This is a genomic window from Streptomyces sp. KL116D, from assembly GCF_030766975.1.
GTDB classification, from domain to species: domain Bacteria; phylum Actinomycetota; class Actinomycetes; order Streptomycetales; family Streptomycetaceae; genus Streptomyces; species Streptomyces longispororuber_A.
Genome location: NZ_JASERH010000052.1, coordinates 54,193 through 61,043 on the forward strand (window position 1 = coordinate 54,193; position 6,851 = coordinate 61,043).

General features: G+C 73.0%; 7 protein-coding genes and 1 pseudogene. 7 read left to right on the plus strand and 1 reads right to left on the minus strand.

The features are described from left to right. The first annotated feature begins 24 nt into the window (after positions 1-24). The 5 genes from hrcA to RBJ77_RS21225 all read left to right on the plus strand — a co-directional run bounded on the left by hrcA (position 25) and on the right by RBJ77_RS21225 (position 4,711). A complete protein-coding gene (gene hrcA, locus RBJ77_RS21205) occupies positions 25-1,041 on the plus strand; it encodes a heat-inducible transcriptional repressor HrcA (RefSeq protein WP_255975708.1) in 1,017 nt (338 codons plus the stop codon). Next, on the plus strand, positions 1,042-2,178 hold the full coding sequence (dnaJ, locus tag RBJ77_RS21210; protein ID WP_372346488.1) for a molecular chaperone DnaJ: 1,137 nt from the start codon (positions 1,042-1,044) through the stop codon (positions 2,176-2,178). It begins immediately after the preceding gene. A 230-nt stretch (positions 2,179-2,408) separates the two neighbouring features. Continuing rightward, complete coding sequence (locus RBJ77_RS21215; RefSeq protein ID WP_255975712.1) at positions 2,409-3,482, plus strand: nitronate monooxygenase; 1,074 nt, start codon at positions 2,409-2,411, stop codon at positions 3,480-3,482. Beyond that, entirely contained in the window at positions 3,479-4,225 is a 747-nt protein-coding gene (locus tag RBJ77_RS21220; RefSeq protein WP_372346489.1) for a 16S rRNA (uracil(1498)-N(3))-methyltransferase, read from the plus strand. The genes RBJ77_RS21215 and RBJ77_RS21220 overlap by 4 nt, the downstream gene beginning before the upstream one ends. 93 nt (positions 4,226-4,318) lie before the next feature. Beyond that, a complete protein-coding gene (locus RBJ77_RS21225; RefSeq protein ID WP_372346490.1) occupies positions 4,319-4,711 on the plus strand; it encodes a VOC family protein in 393 nt (130 codons plus the stop codon). Here the strand turns inward: RBJ77_RS21225 and RBJ77_RS21230 are convergent. Further along, positions 4,708-5,094 carry a hypothetical protein gene (locus RBJ77_RS21230; protein WP_372346491.1) on the minus strand — a complete coding sequence of 129 codons (387 nt, stop codon included), beginning with the start codon at positions 5,092-5,094 and terminating at the stop codon, positions 4,708-4,710. The two genes, RBJ77_RS21225 and RBJ77_RS21230, sit on opposite strands and share 4 nt — an antisense overlap. 138 nt (positions 5,095-5,232) lie before the next feature. On the opposite strand from RBJ77_RS21230, the gene RBJ77_RS21235 reads away from it, so the two are divergent. Beyond that, a complete protein-coding gene (locus RBJ77_RS21235) occupies positions 5,233-5,877 on the plus strand; it encodes a hypothetical protein (protein ID WP_372346492.1) in 645 nt (214 codons plus the stop codon). Between the two features lie 46 nt (positions 5,878-5,923). Continuing rightward, positions 5,924-6,851: pseudogene (locus RBJ77_RS21240) on the plus strand (peptidase S41); the annotation flags it as partial.

A 6,851-nucleotide genomic window follows, 5' to 3' on the forward strand; every position in this document is an offset into this window, starting at 1 on the left:
GGCAGGAGCTGGAGGTGTGCGCGGATGCTCAGTGAACGCAGGCTCGAGGTGCTGCGCGCCATCGTCCAGGACTACGTCGGCACCGAGGAGCCGGTCGGCTCCAAGGCGCTGACCGAGCGGCACAGCCTGGGCGTCTCGCCGGCGACCGTGCGCAACGACATGGCCGCCCTGGAGGACGAGGGGTACATCGCCCAGCCGCACACCAGTGCCGGGCGCATCCCCACGGACAAGGGGTACCGCCTCTTCGTCGACAAGCTCACGAACGTGAAGCCGATGACCGCGCCGGAGCGGCGCGCCGTCCAGAACTTCCTGGAGGGCGCCGTCGACCTGGACGACGTCGTCGGCCGGACCGTGCGGCTGCTCGCGCAGCTGACGCGGCAGGTCGCGATCGTCCAGTACCCGTCCCTGACCCGGTCCACGGTGCGCCACGTCGAGCTGCTCTCGCTCGCGCCCGCGCGTCTGATGCTCGTGCTGATCACGGACACCGGACGCGTGGAGCAGCGGATGGTCGACTGCCCGGCGCCGTTCGGCGAAACGTCTCTCGCGGATCTGCGGGCCCGGCTCAACAGCCGGGTCGCGGGCCGCCGGTTCGCCGACGTACCGCAGCTGGTGCAGGACCTGCCGGAGGCCTTCGAGGCGGAGGACCGCGGCACGGTCTCGACGGTGCTCTCCACCCTGCTGGAGACGCTCGTCGAGGAGTCCGAGGAACGGCTGATGATCGGCGGCACCGCCAATCTCACCCGCTTCGGACATGACTTTCCCCTCACCATCCGTCCTGTCCTCGAAGCCCTTGAAGAGCAGGTCGTGCTCCTCAAGTTGCTTGGTGAGGTGGGGGATTCGGGCATGGCCGTACGGATCGGTCACGAGAACGCCCATGAGGGACTCAACTCCACGTCCGTGGTGTCGGTCGGCTACGGTTCGGGCGGCGAGGCAGTCGCCAAGCTGGGTGTCGTCGGACCGACACGCATGGATTACCCGGGAACGATGGGAGCAGTACGCGCAGTGGCACGTTACGTCGGACAGATCCTGGCGGAGTCGTAAGTGGCCACGGACTACTACGCCGTACTCGGCGTGCGCCGCGACGCTTCCCAGGACGAGATCAAGAAGGCCTTCCGGAGGCTGGCGCGTGAGCTTCACCCGGATGTGAATCCGGACCCGAAGACTCAGGAGCGCTTCAAGGAGATCAACGCCGCCTACGAGGTGCTCTCCGACCCGCAGAAGAAGCAGGTCTACGACCTCGGGGGCGACCCCCTGTCGCAGGCCGGCGGCGGCGGGGCCGGTGGCTTCGGGCAGGGCGGGTTCGGGAACTTCTCGGACATCATGGACGCGTTCTTCGGCACGGCGTCGCAGCGCGGGCCGCGCTCGCGCACCCGCCGCGGCCAGGACGCCATGATCCGTCTGGAGGTCGAGCTCGACGAGGCGGCCTTCGGCACCACCAAGGACATCCAGGTCGACACCGCCGTGGTCTGTACGACCTGCAGCGGTGAGGGCGCCGCGCCCGGCACCTCCGCGCAGACCTGTGACATGTGTCGCGGTCGCGGTGAGGTCTCGCAGGTCACGCGGTCCTTCCTCGGCCAGGTCATGACCTCGCGGCCGTGCCCGCAGTGCCAGGGGTTCGGCACCGTCGTGCCCACCCCGTGCCCGGAGTGCGCCGGTGACGGCCGCATCCGGTCGCGGCGCACGCTGACGGTGAAGATCCCGGCGGGCGTGGACAACGGGACGCGGATCCAGCTCGCGGGCGAGGGCGAGGTCGGCCCCGGCGGCGGCCCCGCCGGCGACCTGTACGTGGAGATCCACGAGCTGCCGCACCCGACGTTCCAGCGGCGCGGCGACGACCTGCACTGCACCGTCACCATTCCGATGACGGCGGCGGCCCTCGGCACGAAGGTGCCGCTGGAGACGCTGGACGGGCTTGAGGAGATCGACATCCGGCCGGGCACGCAGTCCGGTCAGTCGGTGCCGCTGCACGGGCGCGGTGTCACGCACCTGCGGGGTGGCGGCCGGGGTGACCTGATCGTGCACGTCGAGGTGACGACGCCGCAGAAGCTCGATCCCGAGCAGGAGCGGTTGTTGCGGGAGTTGGCGAAGTTGCGGGGTGAGGAGCGGCCCACCGGGCAGTTCCAGCCCGGGCAGCAGGGGTTGTTCTCGCGGTTGAAGGATGCGTTTAACGGGCGGTGAGCCTGTTTTGGGTGGCGGGGCTCGGGGGCATCCCCCGGGCCCCGTTTTTTTGCGGGTTCGGGGGTGCCTCCTGAGGGGGGTGCCGGGTGCGGGTCGTGGGGGGTTGCTCGCGCAGTTCCCCGCGCCCCTGAAGGCGCACTGCGTGCGCCCCAGGGGCGCGGCTTCGTGTGGTTCGGGGAGAGCGGAAGGGTCGATTCGGTGGTGCGATCAGGACGTGGCACGATGCGGGCATGTCCTCCGCACTGACCGATCTCTGCCACTATCCGATCGTGCAGGCCCCCATGGCGGGCGGCGCATCCTGTCCCGTGCTCGTGGCCGCCGTGTCCGAGGCGGGCGGGCTCGGGTTCCTCGCCGCCGGGTACAAGACCGCCGACGGCATGTACCAGGAGATCAAGCAGGTGCGGGGGCTGACCGGGCGGCCCTTCGGCGTCAATCTGTTCATGCCGCAGCCCGAGTACGCCGATCCCGCCGCGGTCGACGTCTACCGGCACCAGCTCGCCGGCGAGGCCACCTGGTACCAGACCCAGCTCGGCGACCCCGACAGCGGCCGCGACGACGGCTACGACGCCAAGCTCGCCATCCTCGTCGACGACCCGGTGCCGCTGGTCACCTTCACGTTCGGCTGCCCGACCCGCGAGGTGCTGCAGGCGCTGCAGCGCGTCGGCACCCTCACCGCGGTCACCGTCACCACGGTCGACGAGGCGCAGGCCGCGCAGCGGGCGGGTGCCGACGCCGTGTGCGTCCAGGGCATCGAGGCCGGCGGACACCAGGGCACGCACCGCGACAACCCCGAGACCGACGGCGGCGGGCTCGGCCTGCTCGCACTGATCTCCCAGGTCAAGGAGGCCGTGCAGATCCCGATCATCGCGGCGGGCGGCATCATGCGCGGCGCGCAGATCGCCGCCGTGCTCGCCGCCGGGGCCGACGTCGCCCAGCTCGGCACCGCGTTCCTGGTCACCCCGGAGTCCGGCGCGCCCGCACTGCACAAGCGCGCCATGACGGACCCGCTGTTCACCCGCACCGAGCTGACCCGGGCCTTCTCCGGGCGGCCCGCACGCGGCCTCGTCAACCGGTTCCTGCGCGAGCACGGGCCGTACGCGCCCGCCGCCTACCCGGAGATCCACCACGTCACCTCACCGCTGCGGAAGGCCGCGGCGAAGGCCGGGGACCCGCAGGGCATGGCCCTGTGGGCGGGGCAGGGGCACCGGCTCGCCCGGGAGCTGCCCGCCGGCCAGCTCGTCGAGGTGCTCGCCGCCGAACTCGACGCCGCCAAGGGCGCGTTGGGGCAGCGGGGTGCCGCGTGACGGCGCCGGTGTTCGTCGTCGACGGCCCCGTGCCCGGCGACCGTACGTACGTCCTCGACGGGCCCGAGGGGCGGCATGCCGTCTCCGTGAAGCGGCTGCGCGCCGGGGAGGCCGTGGTGCTGACCGACGGGCTCGGCGCGTGGACCGAGGGCGTCGTCGCCGGGAGCGAGGGCAAGGACCGGCTGCTCGTCGACGTCGGCCCGGTGCGGGTGGAGGACGAGGCGCGACCGCGGATCACGGTCGTGCAGGCACTGCCCAAGGGCGACCGGGGCGAACTCGCCGTGGAGACCATGACCGAGACCGGCGTCGACGCGATCGTGCCGTGGGCCGCCTCGCGGTGCATCACGCAGTGGCGGGGCGAGCGGGGCCTCAAGGCGCTGGGGAAGTGGCGGGCCACCGCGCGCGAGGCCGGCAAGCAGTCGCGCCGGGTCCGGTTCCCCGAGGTCGCGGACGCCGCGTCGACCAAGGAGGTCGCCGCGCTGCTCGCCGGAGCGGACTTCGCCGCGGTGCTGCACGAGGACCGGGACTGTCCGAGCGGGGCGCTGGCCTCGGTGCCGCTGCCGGCCGCCGGGTCGATCGTGCTCGTCGTGGGGCCGGAGGGCGGGGTGTCGCCGGAGGAGCTGGCGGTGTTCGGCGAGGCGGGGGCGCTGCCGCTCCGGCTCGGCCGCAGCGTGTTGCGGACGTCCACCGCCGGGACGGCCGCGGTGGCGTTGTTGCTGGGGCGGACCGGGCGCTGGGGGTAGCCGCTGCGCGGTCGCTCCGTCACGGGGTGTCGGCGGGGCGGGACCTGCGGCTTCGCCGCTGCCTTCCCTTCCGCCCCGCCGTAAAATGGCGTCATGGAACTCGCCCAGGTGCGGTTGCTCGTCAGTGACTTCGGAACCTGCTATCGGTTCTACGCCGATGTGCTGGGGCTCAAGCCGCAGTCCGGCGCGGAGCGCGGGCCGTACGAGAAGTTCGCGCCACCCGGGGGGTCCGCCGGGATCGCCCTGCAGGACCGGGCCATGATGGCCGAGGTGCTCGGCGAGGTCGGGGAGCCGGCGAGCGGGCACCGGTCGCTCGTCGTGCTGCGGGTCGACGATCTGGACGCCTACTGCGAGGGCGTCACCGAGCGCGGCGGTGTGCTCGTGCACGGGCCCGCGCCCATGACGGAGCGGATGCGCGTCGCCCATCTCAAGGACCCCGAGGGCAATCTCGTCGAACTCCAGGAGTGGCTGCTGCTGCGCGGCTAGCCGGCGGGCGGCGGCACCGGTGGGGTCACCGCGTCGAAGAGTGGCCAGGCGTCGACTTCCACCGTGCGCTCCGTGGTCGGGAACAGGCCGCGGGCCAGCGCCTCGTCCAGCAACGCCCGTACCGTGCCCGGCTCGTAGAGGTTGAGACAGATCTGGCCCGGCATCCGGACCGCCGCGCCCCGGTCGAAGGAGTCGTCGGCGATGATCCGGCCCTCGCCCGGCCGGAACACCAGGCGCAGCCGCGCCCTCGAACCGGGGCGCCAGAGCGTCACCTTGCTGGCGCAGCCCGGGTAGCCGAGCACGCGGTCGTGGCGGTGTCCGAAGGCCCAGCCGTACTCGGTGCCGTCCACCACGAGACGGCGGATCCTGCGTCTGGTCACCATGACGGCACTGTAGACGGCGCGGTCGGCGGCGGTCGGCGGCGGTCTGCTGCGGTCGGCGGCGGCCGTCCGGTGCCGCCCTCCGCGTCGTGTCCGCAACTGCTCTACCGCTCGCGGACCCTGGCTGGCATCCTGCCGCTCATGGGGGCATTGAGGCGTATAGGAGCCCGATTACGGCATAAGCGGGCCCTGGCCGCGGTGGGCGTCGTCGCCGCCGTCGTCGGGGGAGCCGTCGCGTGCCAGCCGGTCGACGGGGATCTGAACGTCACCACCGTCGCCGCCACCACCGACCAGGAGGCCACCCAGGAACTGAACCGGCAGAACGCCGACGTGGCCTGGCTCAGCTGCACCGGTGCGTACAAGAACGGTGGCACGCAGGGGAGTTCGTCGCCGAGCGAGGTGCAGGTCAAATGCACCGGCAGGACGAAGAAGGGCGAGGACATCACCGTCGACGGGTGGGCCAACGGCGTCGTCTCGGGCCACTGCGTGCGCGGGACGTTCATCGCGCGGATCGAGGGCAAGGTCTGGTTCCGGCTGTCCGTCCTCGGCAACTGCGCGGAGACGGGCGCCACTTCGCAGCCGCCCGAGGAGCAGCACCCGTCGGAGGAGACCCCGCCGAAGGAGACTCCGCCCGAGGAGACCCCGTCGCAGCACGAGCCCACCCACGAGCCCACCAACGAGCAGCCGACGCGGCACGAGCCGCAGCCCGGCACCACCCGCACCGTCACCGAGACGGTCACCGTGTGGCCGACCGAGCCCAGCTGCTCCTGCCCGCAGGGAAAGTGATCTGACGGGCTGACGAGGGGCGCAGCGGAAATTTAGGGTGGGCGGGGTGACGAATCCTGCGTACCTCCGGTTCCCGCACCCGCACGGCGAGTTGGTGGTCTTCACCGCCGAGGACGACGTCTGGGCCGCACCCCTCGACGGCGGCCGCGCCTGGCGGGTCAGCGCCGACAACATGCCCGTCAGCCACCCCCGCGTCTCCCCGGACGGCGCGACCGTCGCGTGGACGTCCCGGCGCGACGGCGCCCCCGAGGTCCACGTCGCCCCGGTCGACGGCGGACCGTCCGAGCGCCTGACGTACTGGGGGAGTTGGACCACGTCCGTGCGCGGCTGGACCCCCGACGGGCGGGTGCTCGCCGTCAGCACGCACGGCCAGGCCTCGTCGCGCCGCAGCTGGGCGCGGGCCGTCCCGCTGGACGGCGGCCCCGCCGAGATCCTGCCGTACGGGCCCGTGGGCGGCGTCGCGTACGGGCCGGGGTCCGAAGTGCTGCTGCTGTCCGCGCCGATGGGGCGCGAGGCCGCCTGGTGGAAGCGGTACCGGGGCGGCACCGCGGGCAAGCTGTGGATCGACCGGGAGGGCGCGGGCGAGTTCGTCCGGCTGCACGCGGACCTCGACGGGAACGTGGAGACGCCGATGTGGGTGGGGGAGCGCGTCGCGTTCCTCTCCGACCACGAGGGCGTGGGGGCCGTGTACTCGTCCCTGCCGGACGGCTCGGAGCTGCGCCGGCACACCCCCGTCGACGGCTTCTACGCCCGGCAGGCGGCCACCGACGGCACGCGCGTCGTGTACGCGAGCGCCGGGCGGCTCTGGCTGCTCGACGACCTGGCCGGCGACGCCGAACCCCGGGCGCTCGACGTGCGGCTCGGCGGCCAGCGGGCCGACCTCCAGCCGCGGCCGGTCGACGCGGCCCGCTGGTTCGGGGCCGCGTCGCCCGACCACACCGGACGCGGCAGCGCCGTCGCCGTGCGCGGCGCCG

Bases quoted from the DNA above. Each gene is read 5' to 3' on its own strand.
- hrcA (WP_255975708.1), top strand. From the start codon at position 25: ATGCTCAGTGAACGCAGGCTCGAGGTGCTGCGCGCCATCGTCCAGGAC.
- RBJ77_RS21215 (WP_255975712.1), top strand. From the start codon at position 2,409: ATGTCCTCCGCACTGACCGATCTCTGCCACTATCCGATCGTGCAGGCC.
- RBJ77_RS21225 (WP_372346490.1), top strand. From the start codon at position 4,319: ATGGAACTCGCCCAGGTGCGGTTGCTCGTCAGTGACTTCGGAACCTGC.
- RBJ77_RS21230 (WP_372346491.1), bottom strand. From the start codon at position 5,094: ATGGTGACCAGACGCAGGATCCGCCGTCTCGTGGTGGACGGCACCGAG.
- RBJ77_RS21235 (WP_372346492.1), top strand. From the start codon at position 5,233: ATGGGGGCATTGAGGCGTATAGGAGCCCGATTACGGCATAAGCGGGCC.